Genomic DNA, 19,905 nt, shown 5'->3' on the forward strand with positions numbered 1-19,905 from the left:
GCATTGCTACGCCCGCATGGCCTCAGTTGGCAAGAACCCGCTGCGACGGAAAGGTAATTTCCACCAGCGTGCCTTCATTCGGCGTGGAGGTGATGGAGAAATTCGCCCGGTTGGCGTCCACCATGGCTTTGGTCAGCGGCAGGCCGAGTCCGGTGCCGTCACCGCGTACACGCTTGCCGGACGAAGCCACCTGCCGGAATGGCTTCATCGCCTGTTCCAGTTCCGCCCGTGTCATGCCTATGCCGGTGTCGCGGATGCGCAGCGACACGCTGCCATTGGCTTCATAGGCGGTGGAGACGACGATCTGGCCGCCGGATGGGGTGAACCGGATGGCGTTCGACAGGATGTTCAGCACGATCTGCTTGATCGAGCGCAGGTCGGCGACGATCTGCGGCACGGATTGTGCCAGCGCCGTGCGGATGATGACGCGCTGGTTATTGGCCTGCGGCTGCACCAGCGAGACCGCCTCGGCCACCGTCTCGTTCAGCGGCACGGCGATGAAATCCACATCCATCTGCCCGGCCTCGATCTTGGAAATATCGAGGAGATCATTGACGATATCGAGCACATGCCGGCCTGAACGGCCGATATCATTGGCATATTCCACATAACGCGGATTGCCGATCGGTCCGAAACGTTCGGTCGCCATCATATCGGAGAAACCGATGATGGCGTTGAGCGGCGTGCGGATTTCATGGCTGACGCGCGCCAGGAAATCAGTCTTGTGGGCATTGGCGGTTTCCGCAGCCCGCTTGGCGTTGCGCAGTTCTTCTTCCGTGCGCTTCCACTGGGTGATATCGCGGATAACCACGCAATAGCCATGCGAGGATTTTAGCCGGCCGATGGTCATGAACAGCGGCAGGAAGCCGCCGGAGGCTTCGCGGCCGATCACTTCGCGGCCGTCGTTCAGCACGCTGGCGACACCGTTATTGGCAAGGCCGGAGAGATAATCCAGCACGGCGCGCTGGCTCTCATGGGCAAAGAGGGTGACGAAAGGCTTGCCGGCGATTTCAGCGTTGTCATAGTTGAACAGCGCGCTGGCGGAACGGTTGAGCGAGCGGATTTCGCCTTCGTCTCCCAGAAGCACAACCCCGTCGGTGGCTGTTTCCAGAATGGAATGCAGCTCCTCCACTTCCCCCTGCAACAGGGAGAGGCTGCCTGCTTCCGCACCTTCGACATCGCCAGTGGCAATATTTTCGTTGGCTGCTGCAACCGGCGCCTGCTTTTCCTCAAGCGGCACCAAAGACAGCATCAGCGCCTTGGTCTCTTCCCAGCGGATAGACTGCAACCGCGCCTTGACGGGAATGATGTCGTTTTCGGCGCTCACGACCACCATGCCGCCTTCATTGTCCGGCATTTCTTCCAGCTCCTGCCGCTGCAGCAGCGCTTCCAGACCCCCCACCTCTTCGAGTTCGTCGAGAGAACCATAGCCTGTCAAGCGCAGGAAATCCGGATTGGCGTGGATCAGCCTGTCGCCAGCATGCACCAAAAGCGCCACGGGCATCTGATCCAGCGTCTCGGCCGTCAAGGCATTCGTGGGACGAACGGACGGGCTGACCATGGCGGCGGCCATATCGGCAGCCGGCCGCTCGTCAGCCGCAGGTTCCTGCTTTTCGTCGGAACCGCTTTCATCCGGGGGTGCACGAATGGCCGCAGGCTGCTCGCCACGAACATAATCGGCGAAAAGATCGTCTTCCTCCGCGGGCTCGGTTTTATTGCCGTCATTTTCCGTTTCGGAGGGTGCGCTTTCCGAAGCATCCGCATCGATATCCCGCCGGATATCCTGCATGATCGGCTCAGCGGAGATGGCCTCCTCATCCGTTTCCCGGTCTTCTTCGCAAGCAGCATCCGCCGGTGCAAGAGCTCGGCCGATTTCGCGGAAGGCGGCCTGCTCGCCTGCGGTCAGCCCCTCGCGGGAGCGCGAGCGGCGCTCCTCCAGATGGACGACCTTGTCGGAATAGGCCGGTTCCAGAGCGGGCGCCGCAACCGGCGCTTCGAATTCCGGCGGGGTATAATCATGGTGCTGTTCTTCTGCCGAAACCACGTCCGATGCACCATCCGCCGCATCGGCTTGCGTTACCGGGGCCTCATCATCAGCGATGAAACTTGCGTCTTGCGCCGCGTCGTCATCCTCATCGATAAAAGCCAGCAATTCGTGGCTTTCATCCTCGATGGCGTGCTGCGGCAGGGCTTCCGCTGGATCTGCCTCTTCGCCGTTGAGGAAGGTCAGGCCGGTGGCATGCGGGTCTTCGGCGGCGTCGGCAAGCCGCACGATGCCGAAACCGCGGAAACCGTCGAATTCGCGGGAGCGCGTATAGGTGGGCAGGGCGGCAAGATCGATCGGCACCATCAGCGATGTGCCTTCCACCGGCCAGTAGATCGTCTTGCCCGACCATGTGTCGCGTCGGCCGAGAAGCTCGCGGATCTTGCCGTCCGGATCGAGATTGAACAGGGCCGCGACATCGGCAAAGCCCATGCCTTCAACGGCAGCCGCCTTGGCGCCCACCGCCTCCGCGAATTCATGCGAGATCGAACTGAAGCGTCCTTCCGCATCGATTTTCCAGACGAAACGGGAAGCGCGCGCACCGGCATTGAAAACAAAAGGCTGCGCTTCTGCGCCAGCGCCGACATCCGTCTCTTCGGTCTCCGTCTCCGCCGCTACCTCCTCATCCGCCGCAGGAGCAGCTTCTGACGGCGCGGTTTCGACGATTTCATCGTCCGCGACTGCGTTTTCTTCGGCTTGAGCCTCTTCCGCAGGAGCATCGGCGATTGCTCGCTCGGTTAAGGGCGCTTCTGCTTCATCCTCATCGAGTTCGAAAAGATCGGCGATGTCGTCCGTCATCGCCACATTCGCAGCGGTGTCGGCGTCCTGCGCGGAAAGGGCCGCCGGGGTTTCCGTTTCGTCTTCCGGCAGGGACAGGACGCTGTCGTCATCCTGCTGCGCTGGCGCTTCTTCTTCGGGATCGACCGGCAGTTCCTGTACCTCTTCCACATCCTCGATGCCGGCAACAGCGTCGAGCACGGAATCGAAGGAGGTTGCAGCGGCAACAGTCTTGGTCTCCGCAACCGGCAGGGCTGGCGCTTCCTGCGGCCTGTCTTCGAAAAAACCATTGACGGGATCGAGTGTGCCCAGCGCGGTTTCGACCACGAACATCAGGTTCAGTTCGGGCGATGTCGCGATCTGGCCGGTGGCCGCGGGCAGATAACCCTTGCCGGTCGGCACCGGCCGCTTGACGAGATGGCCGGGCTGTCCGGCCGCCATCTTCACCAGCGTCCGCGCTGTGTGGGGCGTAATACCGAGAGAAGAAAAGCCGGGGGAAGCAGCGACAATCTCGTTCTCGCCGTTCAAAACCGCCATATGGATATCGGGGTCGTCGAACCCTTCGATCATGCGCCGGGCGCATTCCGCCGTGTCGGGTGCGGCCTGATCGGTGAGGGCGGAAAACAGGATGGCGGGCTGGCCGGGTTCGGCCTCGATGACTTCCGCGCGCGCGGTAACGGCAAGGCTGCGGAAACCCGAGGTGATGCGAATGGTAAACGGCAGGCTGTCGCCCGCTTTGGAAAGCCGCGCCGCCGCGGCCGCCAGTTGCCGGAAGGTCACGTCCTGCGGTTTCGGGCCCTGTTCCAGAAAATCATAGACCATCGGCGTGCCAAACAGCGCCGCACCCCGGCCATTGGCCCAAAGGGCGTTTTTAAGGTCGAGCGAGAACAACGCCATGGCCTCGCCGCGCCCGAAACCGTCACGCACCCGTTCATGCACTGCGATATCGATAAAGGGATACTGGACGGCGGGCATGTCGAAACCTATTCTGGCACTACCGGACCTCGCGGGCTTTCGGCTTCCTCATGAAGCTCTAAACGTAAACCCGCCGAGGCATCACGTTAACAGAATTTTAAATAACTTCACAGGGCGATCCGGTCCACCATCCGCCGGATGAATCGCCAAATAGAGTTAACGTCAACAGGCCGCCGCGGCCTCTTAATGACAATCCGGCCCATTGAAAAGCGCTTGCCTTTCTTCGCCTTTTTTCGCAAAATTCGAACAGGCACTTGCAAATGGGCAAAACACCTTTTATGTCACCCCCCGTGACGCCGCTTCGGCGTTTCATGTGCGGTTGTAGCTCAGTTGGTTAGAGCGCAGGTTTGTGGCACCTGAGGTCGGTGGTTCGACCCCACTCAACCGTACCATTCCCCTCTCCCAGTAAGTTTATATGTCACAAGGACTTACCGGGAGAGGGGAGTATTTTCTCCACATTGGTGCCCTTTCATGACTTGTGGGTGTCCGCGCAAGGCCCGGCGACGAGTTGACCTGCCTTCCGATTTCGAAAGCATCCGGAAATCATAGCCGCGATCGTGACGATGCTCGCCCAGCCTTGGCGAGGCATCAGCCCTTCCCACAAGACGCCTGCCAAAAACCATTTGGCTAAAATCGCTTGCGCTGGTATTGTCGGCCCAACGAAACCTTATGAAAGCCAGCAGCATAGCGTCTACGCTTGTGCGCGGCGAAATGGACAAGACAGTGATCGACCCCGGAAACGGCCCAAAGCCGTCGGAACAAGGGGCGTCGGTGGCGAACAAAGGGAAAGCGAAGCGATCCCGTCGTGGCAAGAAACACAAGCGTGACGGTCAGCCCCGTGACGCTGCTGTGCTGTCGCATGATGTTGCCGCAGATGTTCCGGCCGGTTCCTCCTACGTATCGGCTCTTGAGCCGGATGCCGAGCCGCGCAAGAGAAAGCGTCGCAGGCGCTCTCGCGGCAAGGGTGCTTCTCAGCAGGCTGCCCCAGCTTCCACCGTGCAGACGCAGGGTTCAGCTGCAACAGATGCTGCCAATCCATCCTCCATGCCGCCGGGCGCAGGGCGAAAGTCGCGCCACCGCAAGCGTGGTCATCGCGATCCACAGGGTCGTCCGCTGGTTCCCACCCATGCGCCGAAACATGTTGGCAAGCAGAACGGCCGGGCAGGAGGGGTCGGGCAGGACCCGCATCGGCAATCCGAACTATCCGCCCGCCATGCCGGTCGCCAGCACGAGCATGGCCAGGAGCCGCCGGCGGATATGTATGCGGCGCTCGATCTCGGCACCAATAATTGCCGGCTTCTAATCGCGCAGCCGACGAGGCCCGGCCAGTTTCGGGTCGTCGACGCCTTTTCGCGCATCGTCCGGCTGGGCGAGGGGCTGGTGTCGAGCGGCCGGCTTTCCGACGACGCCATGGATCGAGCTGTCGAGGCGCTGAAAGTCTGCTCCGCGAAGCTTTCCGGTCGTCCGATCAGGCGCATGCGGCTCATTGCCACCGAGGCCTGCCGCGCTGCGTCGAATGGCGAGGAGTTTCTGGCGCGAGTTACGCGGGAGACGGGACTGAAGCTCGAAATCATCAGCCGCGAGACTGAAGCTCGCCTTGCGGTGTCCGGCTGCGCCTCGCTTGTCGGGCGTGAAGCGCGCTCTGTCGTGCTGTTCGATATTGGTGGCGGATCGTCGGAAATCGCCGTTATCAAGGTCGGGGAAAATCGCTCGAACCGGCTCGCCAATCACATCACCCACTGGACCTCGTTGCCGGTCGGTGTCGTCACGCTTTCGGAACGTCATGGCGGGCGCGATGTGACGCCGGATGTTTTCGCCGCCATGGTGGGGGAAGTCGAAGGGCTGCTCGACGCCTTCCACTGCCCGCCTCTCGCGCCGCAGACCCATCACGAGGATTTTCACCTGATCGGGACCTCGGGCACCGTGACGACGCTTGCCGGCGTCCATCTCGATCTGCCACGTTATGACCGCCGCAAGGTGGATGGCCTCTGGCTTTCCGATGCCGAGGTGACGGCCATGCAGGACAAGCTTCTGGCATGGGATTTCGCGGGCCGCGCTGCCAATGCCTGCATCGGGCCTGACAGGGCCGATCTGGTTCTGGCCGGCTGCGCCATCCTTGAGGCCATTCGCCGCCGCTGGCCGGCGCGGCGCATGCGCGTGGCGGATCGCGGCCTTCGCGAAGGCCTGCTGACGGATATGATGGCGGATGACGGCGCATGGCGGCGCAACCGGATAAGGCGCATGCAGATGGCACGGCAGGACAGGACGGAAGGTTTGACATGAGCAAGGCGCCGACAAGCAACAACCGCACCGGCCGCAAGATCGGCCAGAAGGTCAAGAAGACCAAGCTAAAGGCCTCGTCGCGCCGCTGGCTGGAACGTCATATCAATGACCCTTATGTGCAGCGCGCCAGGCTTGAGGGCTATCGCGCCCGCGCCGCCTTCAAGCTGTTGGAAATCAACGACAAGCATGAGATTCTGAAGGGCGCACGCCGCATCATCGATCTTGGCGCCGCACCCGGCAGCTGGTCGCAGATCGCCTCCAAGGTGACGGATTCGACAGAAGATGACATTCGCGTTGCGGCCATCGATTTCCTCGAGATCGATCCTATTCCCGGCGTGAAAATCCTGCAGCTGGACTTCCTCGACCCGAGCGCGCCGGAAAAGCTGATGGAGGCCGTCGGCGGTACGCCTGATCTGGTGCTGTCGGATATGGCCGCGCCCACCACCGGGCACCAGAAGACCGACCACATCCGCACCATGCATCTGTGCGAAGTCGCGGCCGATTTTGCCGTTCAGGTGCTGGCGGAGGGCGGGCACTTCCTTGCCAAGACCTTCCAGGGCGGCACGGAAAAGCAGCTGCTGGACATGCTCAAGAAGAACTTCAAGCAGGTCTTGCATATCAAACCGGCCTCGTCACGTTCGGAGTCGGTGGAAATGTTCCTGCTTGCCAAACACTTCAAGGGCCGCAAGAACGCGCCGCAGGTCGATGTGGAGGCCGGAGAGGCTTCCGAAGACTAGCGCATCGGACAGAAAGCCGTATTCGATTTTTGTCCGTCCTTTGTGCGCCCAAACGGGCGCACGGCGCTTTAATCACTCCGCCGGTTGCGAGACCTTGCCGCGGTGGCCGGAGACGGCCGCCCCGGCATTGCCGTCCATGCGGATGATCGGCACGATGGCGAACAGCGATACCAGTGCGACGATAGTGAAAGCGATGTGGAAATCGGCGAGCTGCAGGTGCGTGCCGGACATCATGCTGCTGACTTCCAGAATGGAGGCGGCGAAAGCCACGCCCAGCGCGAGACTGATCTGCTGCAACACCGACGCCATCGAGGTCGCCTGGCTGGCCTGCCTGTCCTCGATATCGGAATAGCTGAGCGCATTCGACCCGGTGAAGAAGAAGGACCGGGCAAATCCCGCCGTCACCAGAAAGATCATGATGAGCGGATAAGGCGTTTCCGGGGTGAAGAAGCTGTTGGCAAGCGTCGTGCAGGCGCCGACGATGCCGGCCCCGATCAGCGTCGAGCGAAATCCGGTTGCCGCAAACACTCGCTTGGCCATGAATTTCGTGGTGATCGCGCCGATTGCGCCGGCAAAGGTGATCATGCCCGACTGGAACGGGTTCAGCCCGAAACCGATCTGCAGCATCAGCGGCATCAGGAAGGGTATGGCGCCCGTGGAAATGCGGAAAACGGTGCCGCCGACGGAAGCCGCCCGGAAGGTCGCGTTCTGAAAAATGCGAAAATCCAGAATGGGGGCAGGGTGGCGCGCGGCGTGGCGCAGATAAAGAAAACCGCAGATGAAACCGATGATGGTCGAGGCGATGCCGATTGCCGGTGGCAGCGCGGGCAGGCTGACGACGGAGAGGCCGAACACCACGCCGGAGGCGGCGATGCCTGAAAGCACGAAGCCCTTACCGTCCATCGGCGGCGGATTTGTCGTTTCGATTTCCGGCAGGAAGATCGTCGACAGCCAGATGCCAATGATACCGATCGGCACGTTGATGAGGAAAATCCAGTGCCATGAAAAATAGGTGGTAATGAAACCGCCGATGGGCGGTCCGGTAAGTGGTCCGACGAGCCCGGGGATCGTCAGCAGCGCCATGGCGGAGACGAGTTCGCTGCGCTTGGTCGTGCGCAAAAGCACGAGACGTCCGACGGGCGTCATCATGGCCCCGCCCATGCCCTGCAAAAAACGCGAAAGTACGAATTCGAACACCGAGGACGACACCGCGCAGCAGATCGACCCCACCACAAAAACGCCGATGGCGAAACGGAAGATTTTCTTCGCGCCATATTTGTCGGCCATCCAGCCGCTGATGGGAATGAAGATCGCCAGCGCCACCATATAGGCCGTCAATGCGAGCTTGAGCGTGATCGGGCCGACATGAAGATCGGCGGCAATTGCCGGAAGCGAGGTGGCGATGACGGTGGAGTCCATCTGCTCCATAAAGAGAGCGACTGCCAGGATGAGTGGAATGATGCGGTTCATTGAGGCTGCCTGCGGCTTTCCGCTGCGACAAAGGATATCGCCGTTCCTCCTACGCCTGATAACCCGGCTTGCCAACACGTTAATTATCAATTTCTCAAGTTCCGATCAAACCTGCGTGAGGCCGGTTTTCTTGCAACTTTCTCGCTCTATTGTCCGTTGGGTGAGTTCAGTTGGCAATCACGACCAGTTGGCGATATCGGGAGTAAGATAATGACCAAATCCTTCAGCATGAGCAGACGTGGCCTCATCGGTGCGGCGGGCGCAAGCGTTCTCGGTGCGCCAATTTTGATGGTGCGCAACGCAAATGCCCAGACCAGCCAGCCGCAGACTTCCATGGAGATAGAACACGCGATGCCACCTGAAACCAACCGCTTCAAGCTCGGCAATTTCGAAGTGCTGGTGGTGAAGGATGGCGCACGCGCGGCCCCCAATCCCGGCGAGACCTTCGGCACGGATCAATCGCCCGAGGCGGTTGGAAAATTGCTGGAAGACAATTTTCTGCCGAAAGAGCAATTCGTCAATTCCTTCTCGCCGGTCCTCGTCAATACCGGCACCGATCTCGTGCTGTTCGATACCGGTTTCGGTGAAGCCGGGCGCGGTGCGGGCAATGGCCGGTTGATCGAGGGCATGGCGGCCGCCGGTTATACGCCGGAAGATGTGACCGTGGTGGTGCTGACCCATATGCATGGAGATCATATTGGCGGGCTGATGGAGAAGGGCGTACCGGCTTTTTCCAAGGCCCGCTATGTGTTCGGCCAGGTGGAATATGATTTCTGGACAGACGACAAGCGCGTCGGCACGCCGGCGGAAGGCGGTCACAAGGGCGTTCTTACAAACGTCAAGCCGCTGGCGGAAAAGGCGAGCTTCATTGGCGACGGCGCCAGCGTCGTATCCGGGATTACCGGCGTGGCGGCCTTCGGTCACTCACCGGGGCACATGATCTTCCGTGTCGAATCGGAAGGCAAACAACTCATCCTGACGGCGGATACCGCCAACCATTTCGTCCTTTCCCTGCAAAAGCCGGACTGGGAGGTGAAGTTCGACATGGACAAGGCGGCAGCCGCTGCGACCCGCAAGAAGGTCTATGACATGATCGCCACTGACCGCTTGCCTTTCCTTGGGTATCACATGCCTTTCCCGGCGGTCGGTTACGCGGAAAAGCTGGATACGGGCTATCGTTTCGTGCCGAAATCCTATCAGTTCGACATCTAATGCATGTCGCGCAAAAGTGTTCAGCGGTTTTGCGATAACGACATGCATAAAAACAAGCAGTTATAGCGCGTCGTGTGGGGCAAGGACCCACACGACGCGCTATAACGTCTGCTGCAACGCAGCAACAGAGAAAGCCCGGAAGGTTATTCCGGGTTTTTTCTATTCCCTTCCTGTCATGAACGTGTTACCAGCCCTCGCCAACTTCCAAGCAATCCTTGCAGGGCGCCGGGGTGAACTTTTCGTTCCGGAACGGCCACGCATTTTCAGTATGAAGGAATTTGGTAATGGCACGCATCATTCAAACACCCACTGGTTTGGACGCTCTCACATTTGACGATGTGTTGCTGCAACCCGGACATTCCGAGGTTATGCCGGGACAGACGAATATCGCCACCCGCATTGCCCGCGATATCGATCTGAACCTGCCTATCCTCTCTTCCGCCATGGATACGGTGACCGAAGGCCGTCTTGCCATCGCCATGGCCCAGGCCGGCGGCATCGGCGTCATCCACCGCAACCTGACCCCCATCGAACAGGCCGAAGAAGTCCGGCAGGTGAAGAAGTTCGAAAGCGGTATGGTCGTCAACCCGGTCACCATCGGCCCGGATGCGACGCTTGCAGAAGCACAGGCCTTGATGAAGGCGCACGGCATTTCCGGTATTCCGGTGGTTGAAAACGGCGGGTCCGGCGGCCACAAGAACGGTCGCCTCGTCGGCATTCTGACCAACCGCGACGTGCGCTTCGCCTCCGATCCGCAGCAGAAGATTTACGAACTGATGACCCGCGAAAATCTGGTCACGGTCAAGGAAAGCAGCGTCGATCAGCAGGAAGCGCGCCGCCTGCTGCACAAGCACCGCATCGAAAAGCTGCTGGTGGTGGATGGAAAAGGCAATTGCGTCGGCCTCATCACCGTCAAGGATATCGAGAAGTCGCAGTTGAACCCCAACGCCACCAAGGATGCGCAGGGCCGTCTTCGAGCTGCCGCTGCCATCAGCGTTGGTGCCGATGCCATCGAGCGCGCGGAGCGCCTCATCGATGCCGGCGTCGACCTTCTGGTCGTCGATACCGCGCACGGCCATTCGCAGCGCGTGCTGGATGCCGTTTCGCTCGTCAAGAAGATGTCGAACTCGGTTCGCATCATCGCCGGCAATGTCGCGACAGCCGACGGCACCAAGGCGCTGATCGATGCCGGCGCCGATGGCGTCAAGGTCGGTATCGGCCCCGGCTCCATCTGCACCACCCGCATCGTCGCCGGCGTCGGCGTTCCACAGCTTGCGGCCATCATGTCGTCGGTTGAAGTCGCCAATGCGGCTGATATTCCTGTTATCGCCGATGGCGGCATCAAGTTCTCGGGCGATCTGGCCAAGGCGATCGCTGCTGGCGCTTCCGCCGTCATGATCGGCTCGCTGCTTGCCGGCACGGATGAAAGCCCAGGCGAAGTGTTCCTCTACCAGGGCCGTTCCTTCAAGGCCTACCGCGGCATGGGCTCCGTTGGCGCTATGGCGCGCGGCTCGGCTGACCGTTATTTCCAGGCGGAAGTGCGCGATACACTGAAGCTCGTGCCTGAAGGCATCGAAGGTCAGGTTCCCTACAAGGGCCCGGTTTCCGGCGTGCTGCACCAGCTGGCCGGTGGCCTGAAGGCCGCCATGGGTTATGTCGGCGGCAGCAACATCAAGGAATTCCAGGAACGCGCCACCTTCGTTCGCATCTCCAGCGCGGGCCTGCGCGAAAGCCACGCCCATGACGTGACGATCACCCGCGAAAGCCCGAACTACCCCGGCGCGGTTTGATCTTTCGAGGCGAATCCGTAAAAGGATACTGAGTATTTGGCGCTCCCCGATTCATGCCGGATCGGGGAGCGTTTTGATGATTGGAGAAGAAAGCATGTCACCCACGACCGCAATGTTCTGGCCGATGATCGCCCATGTCTTTCTGGTCTTCTGGCTTTACGCGCTCCTGATCGTCCGGCGTAACAAATACACCTTCAAGGATCGCGAATCCGCGATCAAGCTGCGCGACCGCGGCGAGGAAGCGCGCGAAAGCTATCTGGTGAACCGCAATATTGCCAACCAGTTCGAGCTGCCGGTCCTGTTCCACATTGCGTGCCTGCTACTTTACATCACGGATGCGGACAATATCGTCACCGTCGTTCTGGCATGGCTGTTCGTGCTCTCGCGTTATGCTCATTCCTATGTCCATGTCACCAGCAATCGCCTGCGTCAGCGCGGCGCGTTGTTCGGCATCGGCTTTGCGCTGGTCGTCTGCCTGTGGGTATGGCTCGCCATATGGTTGGCACTGGAATAAATCAGCACCGTGAGGTTGCCTCATAAGTGAGACAATCCCGCCTTGCAAAATGCTCCGATTTGCGATGGGTCAATTCCATGACGCCCCATCCCCGCTAATCTCCGCTTGCCGTCGAGGATTTCTGGCGGACAGAGATTAGGGAGTATGTCATGACTAAGACAATGAAGGCGGCGGTTGTCCGCGCGTTTGGAAAACCGCTGACCATTGAGGAAGTGGCGATACCGGATCCCGGTCCCGGTGAGATTCTCATCAACTACAAGGCGACGGGCATTTGCCATACCGACCTGCACGCCGCAACGGGTGACTGGCCGGTCAAGCCCAATCCGCCCTTCATTCCCGGCCACGAAGGTGTGGGTTACGTCGCCAAGATCGGCGCTGGCGTCACCGGCATCAAGGAAGGCGACCGTGCCGGAACGCCCTGGCTCTACACCGCTTGCGGATGCTGCATTCCCTGCCGCACGGGCTGGGAAACGCTGTGCCCAAGCCAGAAGAATTCCGGCTATTCCGTCAATGGAAGCTTTGCTGAATATGGCCTTGCCGATCCGAAATTCGTCGGCCGCCTGCCGGATAATCTCGATTTCGGCCCGGCTGCACCGGTGCTTTGCGCCGGTGTTACGGTCTATAAGGGCCTCAAGGAAACCGAAGTCAGGCCCGGTGAATGGGTAGTCATTTCGGGTATTGGCGGGCTTGGCCACATGGCCGTGCAATATGCCAAGGCAATGGGTATGCATGTCGTTGCCGCCGATATTTTCGATGACAAGCTGGCGCTTGCGAAAAAGCTCGGAGCCGACGTCGTCGTCAATGGTCGCGCGCCTGACGCGGTGGAGCAGGTGCAGAAGGCGACCGGCGGCGTCCACGGCGCGCTGGTGACGGCGGTGTCGCCAAAGGCCATGGAGCAGGCCTACGGCTTCCTGCGCTCCAAGGGCACCATGGCGCTTGTCGGCCTGCCGCCGGGCTTCATCTCCATTCCGGTTTTCGACACGGTGCTGAAGCGCATCACGGTACGCGGTTCCATCGTTGGCACACGGCAGGATCTGGAGGAAGCGCTGACCTTTGCCGGCGAAGGCAAGGTGGCCGCCCACTTCTCGTGGGACAAGCTCGAAAACATCAATGACATCTTCCACCGCATGGAAGAGGGCAAGATCGACGGCCGTATTGTCGTGGATCTCGCCGCCTGATGTGAAAAACCGGAGGGGGCGCTCACGCAAATGTGTGGCGCCGCTCGCCCCCGCCTCGTTCCTCGCCCTGCGATCTGCGCTATCTTTCCGCATCCGCGCGTTCAAGGAGGATAGAGCGATGGACAAGCCCAAGATCACGCAGGCCATGATCGACGCTTACGATGAATATACCCATCTCAGCCTCGACCGCCGCAAATTCATGGAAAAGCTCACCGTGCTGGCCGGGTCAGGTGCTGCTGCGGCGGCCATCGCCCCGCTTCTTTCGGCCAACAGCGCCCATGCGGCGGTCATCGCGGCCGATGACGACAGGGTCGTTGCCGAAGAAGTGACCTATCCCGCCCCCGGCGGTGAGATGAAGGGTTACCTCGTTACGCCGAAATCCGCTTCCGGTCCCATCGGCTCAGTTATCCTCATCCACGAAAACCGCGGCTTGAACGACCATATTCGTGACGTGGCAAGACGGGTGGCGCTCGCCGGTTTCCGGGCGCTTGCGGTCGATTTCCTCTCACCGCAGGGCGGCACGCCCGCCGATGAGGAGAGGGCACGGCAGATGTTCAGCGGTCTCGACATGGACGCGACCGTTGCCAATGCCGAAGCGGGCCGGGTATGGCTTGCGGCCCGGCAGGGCGCGAATGGCAAGGTCGGTGCTGTCGGTTTCTGCTGGGGCGGCGGGCTGGTCAACCGTTTCGCCACCAAATCGGCAGGCCTGAATGCCGGCGTCGCCTATTACGGCCAGCAGGCCCCGGCGGCCGATGTACCTGCCATCAAGGCGCCGCTGCTTTTGCACTATGCGGGTCTCGACGAGCGCATCAATGCCGGCATCGACGCCTATAAGAAGGCGCTGGAGGAAAACGGCAAGACCTTTGAAATCTTCGTTTACGACGGCGTCAACCATGCTTTCAATAATGACACGTCCTCGGCTCGTTATGACAAGGCGGCGGCTGATCTCGCCTGGGGGCGGACAACGGAGTTTTTCAAAAAATATCTGGCGTGATGGGTTTTTTGGTCGTGCATCGTCTGCGAACCGGATGTGCGTGGGGCTTTACCCCCCTCGGCCCTGCCGGGCATCTCCCCCTCAAGGGGGGAGATCGGCAAGAGGCTCTCTTGTCGCTTCATTCTCAAGCTTCAAGATGGACGAGACATCGCCGCAGATCGATCTCCCCCCTTGAGGGGGAGATGCCCGGCAGGGCAGAGGGGGGTAAAGCCCCGCATACCCTCGATCCGTTGATCTAAACGCCGCCAGCCCCACGCTTCAAATGCTCATCCAGCCTCGGCATGATTTCCACGAAGTTACACGGCAGATGACGATAATCGAGCTGTGCCTTGAGAATACCGTCCCACGCATCCTTGCAAGCCCCCGGCGAGCCGGGCAGCACGAAGATGAAGGTGGCGTTCGCCACGCCACCGGTCGCGCGTGACTGGATGGTGGCGGTGCCGATCTTCTCATAGGAAATGCGATGGAAAAGTGCGGAAAACCCGTCCATGCGTTTTTCGAACAGTGGCTCCAGTGCCTCGGGCGTCACGTCGCGGCCGGTAAAGCCGGTGCCGCCGGTCGTGATGACCACGTCCACGCCTTCAGACAAAGTCCATTCGCGCACCGTGTCTGCGATCGCCGCCTTATCGTCAGGCACGATGGCGCGGGCAGCGAGCCTGTGGCCCGCTTCTTCCAGCCTTGCGACGAGCGTGTCGCCGGACTTGTCGTTCTCCAGCGTGCGGCTGTCCGAAACAGTCAGAACCGCAATGCCAAGGGGAATGAAGGGTCTATCGCCTGCCATGGCCTTATCCTCGAAATATCCGGCCCTCAAATGGTCCGCGTTGCCTGAAAATACCAGCCGGGACGTTTTTTCCGAAGCGATGTTTCCGCGTTTTTGGCGGCATCGAAGGAATGAAAAATCCCGAAACAGGTTGCCCCGGAACCGGACATGCGAACAAGGGCCGCCCCTTCTTCAGACAGCAGCCCGGTTATCTCCGCGATTTCCGGCAGCAACGCCTGTGCCGGCGGCTGAAGATCGTTACGGCTTTGGGCAAGAAAATCCATCCAGCCAATCGTCGCAGGGTCGGGCAGCGGCGGATTGGTCTTGTTCTGCAATCGCCGGAAAATCTCCGGCGTCGAAACCGCTTTCAGCGGATTGGCCATAACCATGGAGAGTTCCGGCAGATCAGTGAGCGGTTCGATGTCCTCGCCGATGCCGCGAGCGATCAAGGATCGGCTCTCAAGGCACATCGGCACATCCGCGCCGAGCGTCAATGCCATGGGTGCAAGCGTATCCGGTGCGATAGCGGCACGCCAGTGCCGCAAAAGCCCCCGCAGTGTCGCCGCCGCATCCGCCGAGCCGCCGCCTATGCCGGAAGCCACCGGCAGGTTCTTTTCAAGATGAATGGCAACCGGGGGTGCCGATTGACCTGTCGATGCGAGCGCATCGCGCAACAGGTCCCTGGCGCGGGTGACGAGGTTATCGCCGCCATCGCCCGCACGCAAAAGATCGCCGAAGGGGCCGGAGATGGAGAAACTGTCGGCATCGGCGTTGCGAATACGGATAGTGTCGCCGGCTTCGGTAAAGGTCACCAGCGTTTCGAGCAGGTGATACCCATCCGCTCGCTGGCCGGTCACATGCAGCGCCAGATTGATCTTGGCCGGGGCCGCCTCGATGGTCTCAGCGGCCCCGGAAACCTCATGCCCGCGCATGCGGCGTCAGGATTTCTTGTCCGGAGTGACAGCCGGCGCTGGCGCCGGAGGAGCCGGCGGCTGTGGCGTGACTTCCTTCTTGGCGGTATTTTCGGCATCCTTTTCGACAGGCGGCAGGCCGTTGGCGATCTTTTCCTTCACCTTGGCCTTGTCCACGTCGTCGCTGTCGCCGATCAATGCGCGGTTCCACTGATAGACCGCCTCGATCTTGCGGCCGACTCGCCAGTAGGCGTCGCCCAGATGGTCGTTGATGGTGGGATCGCCAGCTTTCAGTTCGATCGCCCGTTCCAGCTCGGTCACGGCTTCATCGAAATCGCCAAGGCGATAATGCGCCCAGCCGAGAGAATCGACAATATAGCCGTCATTCGGCCGAAGCTCGACGGCACGGCTGATCATCTTCATGCCTTCATCGAGATTGATGCCCTTGTCCACCCAGGAATAACCCAGATAGTTCAGAACCTGCGGCTGTTCCGGGTTCAGTTCCAGCGCCCGCTTGAAATTCGGTTCTGCCTTGTCCCATTCCTTCAGCCGCTCATAGGCGATGCCGCGCTGGAAGAAGATGGACCAGTCGGATTTCTGCGGCACGGAACCGATGACCTCGATGGCCTTGTCGTAGTTCTCGGCCATCGCCTTGTAATCCTTGGCGTCCGAAAGCACGCTGCCATAGGCGAGATAGGAACGGATGTCCTTCGGGTCGGATTCGAGCAGCGATTTGAGATGCTTGCGCGCCTCGTCCACCTTGCCCGTCTGCGCGAGCGTCAGTCCGAGCTGCAGCTCGGAGATGCGATACATCGGCGAATCCTTCGGCACCTCGCGATAGAAGGCAATGGCGCGGTCAGGCTGTTTCAGCGCTTCTGAAAGGCCGCCGAGAAGGATGAGCGTATCCGGGCTTTTCGGATCGAGCGCGCGCGACGTCTGCAGATAAAGCGTCACGATCTCTTCGGCGCCTTCGCGGTTCAGCGCGCCGGCGATGGAGAACATGACGCTGGCGGCGCCCTCCACGGCATTGGTGATCTGCTGTTCCGGCTTTTCACCGTTTTCGATGGACTGGCGAAGCGCCTTCAGCGGCGCGTAATTCGGCGCGAAAGTGTCCCCGACCGCAATCGCATCCAGCGCCTTCTGCTTGTTGCCGGCGGAAGCCTCCAGCCGGGCAAGCGCCATCACCGCGCGCATATAGGTATCGGAGGCGGTTGCCCCGCCTTCGCGGTCCGTCACCGCTTCGTTGAGGCTTTTGCGGGCCGCTTCATTGTTGCCGGAAACAAGGGCGATGGCCGCCGCATTATATTTCTGGAAGATCGAAATCCAGCCCGGGCCCTTCATATTATTGACCAGCGCCAGCGCTTCCTTCGGCTTGCCGGAACCGGCGCGCGCCCATGCCGTCAAAAGCGTATTGACCATGCGGTCGAGATCGTTCGGACCGTTATATTTCAGAATTTTCTCGGCCTTGGCGAATTCCTTGTCCTTGATGGCGTCGAGACCGCGCACGATGGTCGTCACGCGCTCCACCGAGGTATCGTCCTTCATCGAATCGGCGATCTTCGCGCCAGCCTCGAAATTGCCGCTCAGAAGTTCGGCGATCATCAGCCGCTGGCGGATTTCCGTATTGGCTGGATCGAATTCCAGCGCCTTTTTATAAAGCGAAATCGCGGTGGGATAATCCTGATCGACATCGGCATTGCGCCCGGCGAGGAAGGCGCCGGAGAAGGTGTTCACCTTGGCCGGATCGAACGTAACAGCCTTGTTTTCCGGTGTCGCCTTCGTCTCCGCAAAGCCGGGGCTTGCACCCGCGCCGATTGCGAGAGCAGCGGCAAGAGCCGCGCTGCAGAGAAGACGGAGTGCTGGTTTACGCCGCATGAGGGAACCTTTGCCTTTGTGCAGAAGCACGGAAAAATCAGTTTCCATTGTTGGTCACGATAGAATGGCTTTTTTGAAGCAGCCCCGCAAGAAATTATGGCCCCGGCCACAATCACGCCTTGCGAAGAAGCTGGCCTGGAACATTGGGCGGACGGTCTTTTCCATCCGCCATTCGTTCGGCCTGCGGCGTCAGTTCAAACGCTCGATGCAGAAGTCGATCACTTCCAGAAGCGCATCTTTCCAGGGGCTCTGCGGCAGGGGCGCCAGCGCGTCGCGGGCAATGGTGCCGTAATGCGTGGCGCGGCCGATCGTGTCGCCAAGACCGTTATATTTGGTGATCAGGCCAAGCGCCTTTTCGAGGTTCGCGTCGCTGCTTTCGCCCTTTTCGATGGCCGTGCGCCAGAAAGCGCGCTCATCCTGCGTGCCGCGACGATAGGAGAGGATGACCGGCAGGGTGATCTTGCCTTCGCGGAAATCGTCACCGGTATTTTTGCCGAGATCGGCGGACTTTCCGCCGTAGTCAAGGACATCGTCGACCAGCTGGAAGGCGAGGCCGAGATTCATGCCGTAGGATTTCAGCGCGCTGCGGGTCGCCTTGTCGGTCTTGGCGACGATGGGGCCGACTTCCGCCGCCGCCGCAAAAAGGGCGGCCGTTTTGGCGCGAATCACCTGCAGATAATCGTCTTCGGTGGTTTCCATGTTCTTGGCGACCGAAAGCTGCAACACCTCGCCTTCGGCAATCACCGAAGCGGCTGTGGACAGCACGTCGAGCGCATCCAGTGAACCGACATCCACCATCATGCGGAACGCCTGACCGAGCAGGAAGTCGCCGACGAGAACGCTCGCCTGGTTACCCCAGATGGTGCGGGCGGTGGATTTGCCGCGGCGCAGATCGCTTTCATCCACCACATCGTCATGCAGCAGCGTCGCCGTGTGCATGAACTCCACGCTGGTGGCGAGCTTGATGTGGTGATCGCCCTCGTAACCGAACATCGAGGCCGAGGCGAGCGTCAGCATTGGCCGCAGGCGCTTGCCGCCTGACGAGATGAGGTGGTTGGCTACCTCGGGTATCATCTGGACATCGGAACCGGCCTTGGAAAGGATAAGCTGGTTCACCCGTTCCATGTCAGGACGGGTCAGATCGACAAGCGGCTTGACGGATGCGAGTTTGTTTTTGCTTTCTTCAAGCGGTATGACGACGCCCAAGGGACAGGACTCCAGTTCGAATTTGAAGTCGACAATAAAAACTGACGCCTTGCGCGGCAAGGGGCGAATTGCCGCTAGCCATTCAAAAAGATGGGAATTTAAGGTCTATCCATGCGTGAACTGATCCGAACCAACGACGCCGTGCTGCTCTCCTTCGCTGAAAGCCTGATGAGGGATGCCGGCATCCATTGCCTCATCGCCGATCAGGCGATGAGCATTCTGGAGGGATCGCTCGGTCTTTTGCCGCGCAGGTTTCTGGTGGAGGAAGATCGGGCCGATCAGGCCCGCCGCATTCTCATCGATGCCGGGCTCGGCGACGAGCTGCGCAACGAAGAGGCGTGAACGGCGGTGAGCGACGGCATTTCCGAAACCATCGACGCCTTTCACCGGGGTCGCTTTCACATCGTCCAGCCGAAGGGCAGGGGGCACAGGGCGGGTATGGATGCCATGCTTCTGGCCTCGCTGGTGGCGGACGACCGCGCCTGCCGGATCGCCGATCTCGGCGCGGGTGCGGGTGCGGCCGGCATGGCGGTTGCGGCGCGGCTCGAAAAGGCGCAGGTGACACTCTACGAACGTTCCCCGGAAATGGCGGAATTTGCCCGCCGAAGCCTCGCATTGTCTGACAATGCCGCGTTTTCAGCCCGCGTCGCGGTTCGCGAAGCCGACGTGACCCTGCGGGCGAAAGCCCGTGTCGAAGCTGGATTGCCTGACGACTATTTCCATCATGTCATCATGAACCCGCCCTACAACGATGCGGGCGACCGCCGCACGCCGGATGCCCTGAAAGCCGAAGCGCACGCCATGACCGATGGCCTGTTCGAAGACTGGATCAGGACGGCGGGCGCGATCATGGTGCCGGGCGGGCAGCTTTCCCTGATTTCAAGGCCGCAATCGGTGGCGGAGATTATCGCCGCCTGCGGCAGCCGTTTCGGCGGCCTCGAAATCACCCTCATCCACCCGCGCCCTGGCGAGGACGCGGTGCGCATGCTCGTCACCGCCATCAAGGGTTCGCGAGCGCGGCTGTCCTTCCGCGCGCCGCTCATCATGCATGAGACCGGCAGCCATGCCTTCACTCCCTTCGTCGATGACCTGAACAATGGCCGCGCCGCCTATTCGCGTAATGTAAGGGCAATCCGGACCGCGTCATAAATATCGCCGTTCCGCCGGCCGCAAACCATT

Annotated in this window: 15 protein-coding genes and 1 tRNA gene; 10 read left to right on the forward strand and 6 right to left on the reverse strand. The window is 60.7% G+C overall.

Going from position 1 to position 19,905, the window contains the following annotated elements; all coding sequences use genetic code 11:
- Window positions 1-22: 22 nt before the first annotated feature.
- A complete protein-coding gene (locus tag ACQZ48_RS04870; protein ID WP_448728629.1) occupies window positions 23-3,796 on the reverse strand; it encodes an ATP-binding protein in 3,774 nt (1,257 codons plus the stop codon).
- A 315-nt stretch (window positions 3,797-4,111) separates the two neighbouring features.
- Here ACQZ48_RS04870 and ACQZ48_RS04875 point away from each other — a divergent pair.
- From ACQZ48_RS04875 to ACQZ48_RS04885, 3 genes are all read left to right on the forward strand, one after another.
- Window positions 4,112-4,188, forward strand: a tRNA-His gene (locus ACQZ48_RS04875).
- A gap of 277 nt (window positions 4,189-4,465) precedes the next feature.
- Window positions 4,466-6,079: a Ppx/GppA phosphatase family protein gene (locus ACQZ48_RS04880; protein WP_448728630.1), complete on the forward strand. Its 1,614-nt coding sequence runs from the start codon at window positions 4,466-4,468 to the stop codon at window positions 6,077-6,079.
- Window positions 6,076-6,816, forward strand: a complete 741-nt coding sequence (locus tag ACQZ48_RS04885) for an RlmE family RNA methyltransferase (RefSeq protein ID WP_191217058.1) — start codon at window positions 6,076-6,078, stop codon at window positions 6,814-6,816. Before ACQZ48_RS04880 ends, ACQZ48_RS04885 begins: the two co-directional genes overlap by 4 nt.
- Window positions 6,817-6,888: 72 nt before the next feature.
- Here ACQZ48_RS04885 and ACQZ48_RS04890 read toward each other — a convergent pair whose 3' ends face one another.
- Window positions 6,889-8,286: an MDR family MFS transporter gene (locus tag ACQZ48_RS04890; protein ID WP_173988167.1), complete on the reverse strand. Its 1,398-nt coding sequence runs from the start codon at window positions 8,284-8,286 to the stop codon at window positions 6,889-6,891.
- A gap of 210 nt (window positions 8,287-8,496) precedes the next feature.
- Between ACQZ48_RS04890 and ACQZ48_RS04895 the strand changes: the two genes are divergently transcribed.
- From ACQZ48_RS04895 to ACQZ48_RS04915, 5 genes are all read left to right on the forward strand, one after another.
- A complete protein-coding gene (locus tag ACQZ48_RS04895) occupies window positions 8,497-9,498 on the forward strand; it encodes an MBL fold metallo-hydrolase (protein ID WP_448728631.1) in 1,002 nt (333 codons plus the stop codon).
- Window positions 9,499-9,782: 284 nt separating this feature from the next.
- Window positions 9,783-11,288 (forward strand): IMP dehydrogenase, encoded by a 1,506-nt coding sequence (gene guaB, locus ACQZ48_RS04900; protein WP_077983358.1) that lies wholly within the window; start codon window positions 9,783-9,785, stop codon window positions 11,286-11,288.
- 112 nt (window positions 11,289-11,400) lie between these two features.
- The gene (locus ACQZ48_RS04905; RefSeq protein ID WP_165691233.1) at window positions 11,401-11,802 is read left to right on the forward strand and encodes an MAPEG family protein; all 402 of its coding nucleotides are present in this window, start codon (window positions 11,401-11,403) and stop codon (window positions 11,800-11,802) included.
- Window positions 11,803-11,951: 149 nt separating this feature from the next.
- Window positions 11,952-12,980, forward strand: a complete 1,029-nt coding sequence (adhP, locus tag ACQZ48_RS04910; RefSeq protein ID WP_077983357.1) for an alcohol dehydrogenase AdhP — start codon at window positions 11,952-11,954, stop codon at window positions 12,978-12,980.
- 118 nt (window positions 12,981-13,098) lie between these two features.
- Complete coding sequence (locus ACQZ48_RS04915) at window positions 13,099-13,974, forward strand: dienelactone hydrolase family protein (protein WP_448728632.1); 876 nt, start codon at window positions 13,099-13,101, stop codon at window positions 13,972-13,974.
- 235 nt (window positions 13,975-14,209) lie between these two features.
- Here ACQZ48_RS04915 and moaB read toward each other — a convergent pair whose 3' ends face one another.
- From moaB to ACQZ48_RS04935, 4 genes are all read right to left on the reverse strand, one after another.
- The gene (moaB, locus tag ACQZ48_RS04920) at window positions 14,210-14,755 is read right to left on the reverse strand and encodes a molybdenum cofactor biosynthesis protein B (RefSeq protein WP_162520469.1); all 546 of its coding nucleotides are present in this window, start codon (window positions 14,753-14,755) and stop codon (window positions 14,210-14,212) included.
- Window positions 14,756-14,781: 26 nt separating this feature from the next.
- Window positions 14,782-15,666, reverse strand: a complete 885-nt coding sequence (locus ACQZ48_RS04925; RefSeq protein ID WP_448728633.1) for a 4-(cytidine 5'-diphospho)-2-C-methyl-D-erythritol kinase — start codon at window positions 15,664-15,666, stop codon at window positions 14,782-14,784.
- Between the two features lie 6 nt (window positions 15,667-15,672).
- Window positions 15,673-17,568, reverse strand: a complete 1,896-nt coding sequence (locus tag ACQZ48_RS04930) for a tetratricopeptide repeat protein (protein WP_191217053.1) — start codon at window positions 17,566-17,568, stop codon at window positions 15,673-15,675.
- Window positions 17,569-17,709: 141 nt separating this feature from the next.
- Window positions 17,710-18,726: a polyprenyl synthetase family protein gene (locus tag ACQZ48_RS04935; RefSeq protein ID WP_077983421.1), complete on the reverse strand. Its 1,017-nt coding sequence runs from the start codon at window positions 18,724-18,726 to the stop codon at window positions 17,710-17,712.
- A gap of 111 nt (window positions 18,727-18,837) precedes the next feature.
- Here ACQZ48_RS04935 and ACQZ48_RS04940 point away from each other — a divergent pair, with 111 nt between their 5' ends.
- Both ACQZ48_RS04940 and ACQZ48_RS04945 read left to right on the forward strand, forming a co-directional pair.
- Window positions 18,838-19,068: a putative signal transducing protein gene (locus tag ACQZ48_RS04940; protein ID WP_020813603.1), complete on the forward strand. Its 231-nt coding sequence runs from the start codon at window positions 18,838-18,840 to the stop codon at window positions 19,066-19,068.
- A 6-nt stretch (window positions 19,069-19,074) separates the two neighbouring features.
- Complete coding sequence (locus tag ACQZ48_RS04945) at window positions 19,075-19,875, forward strand: tRNA1(Val) (adenine(37)-N6)-methyltransferase (RefSeq protein WP_191217052.1); 801 nt, start codon at window positions 19,075-19,077, stop codon at window positions 19,873-19,875.
- Window positions 19,876-19,905 lie beyond the last annotated feature (30 nt).

It is taken from the genome of Agrobacterium sp. 22-209-1, assembly GCF_053522485.1.